1 protein-coding gene is annotated in these 706 nt (G+C 69.0%); it reads right to left on the bottom strand.

The features are described from left to right. Positions 1-130: 130 nt before the first annotated feature. A partial coding sequence (locus tag DD1DGNOD_RS19700; protein WP_131770786.1) for a cytochrome c oxidase assembly protein occupies positions 131-706 on the bottom strand: 576 nt, incomplete at its 5' end.

Raw genomic sequence — 706 nt, forward strand, 5'->3', positions numbered from 1 at the left:
GCTGAGCAGCGTCACCGCGACCAGGACGGCCGCCGCAGCCGCCTGCCGGCCCCTACCGAGCGCCGTCACCTCCTGCCATCCGCCACGGCAGCGCATCGTGCTCCCTCCCTGTCGATGTGGCCCGCTGTGATTATCGGTGGGTGTCGCGGGCGTTGAGCTCGGCCAGCCAGCGGTTGTAGGCGGCCAGGGTGTCGTCGCTGTCGAGTTTCCGGTCGAGCTGGCGGGCGCGGCGTTCGTCGGCGCGGGCCCACTGGAAGAACAGGGCTGCGAGGGTGGTGACCGCGGGAAGCTCCCCGAAGCTCCAGGCGATGCCGCCGCCGAGCTTCTGATCGTCGAGTGGGGATGATCCCCACGGCCGGTCGAGCGCGGTGTAAAAGTCGGCGCCGAGCACACCGGTGGCCTGCATGAGCGCGACCCCGAAGAAGCCGTGAATGGCGATGGCGAGGAACAGCAGGCCCATCCGCGCCGGGTGGGGTAGCCGCTTCGGCCCGGGATCGATACCGATCAGTATCCAGAAGAACAGGCATCCGGCGGCGAGGAAGTGCCCCATCACGGCCAGGTGGACGAGATGGTTGTCCAACGTCCACGGGTAGATCGGGCTGAAGTAGACCGCGAACAGCGACCCGGCGAACAGCGACAGCGCCACCACGGGATGGGTCAGCACCCGCAGCGCCCGGCTGTGCACGATCTGCAGGAGCCATTGCCG

It is taken from the genome of Candidatus Protofrankia californiensis (assembly GCF_900634765.1).
In the GTDB taxonomy this organism is placed as follows: domain Bacteria; phylum Actinomycetota; class Actinomycetes; order Frankiales; family Frankiaceae; genus Protofrankia; species Protofrankia californiensis.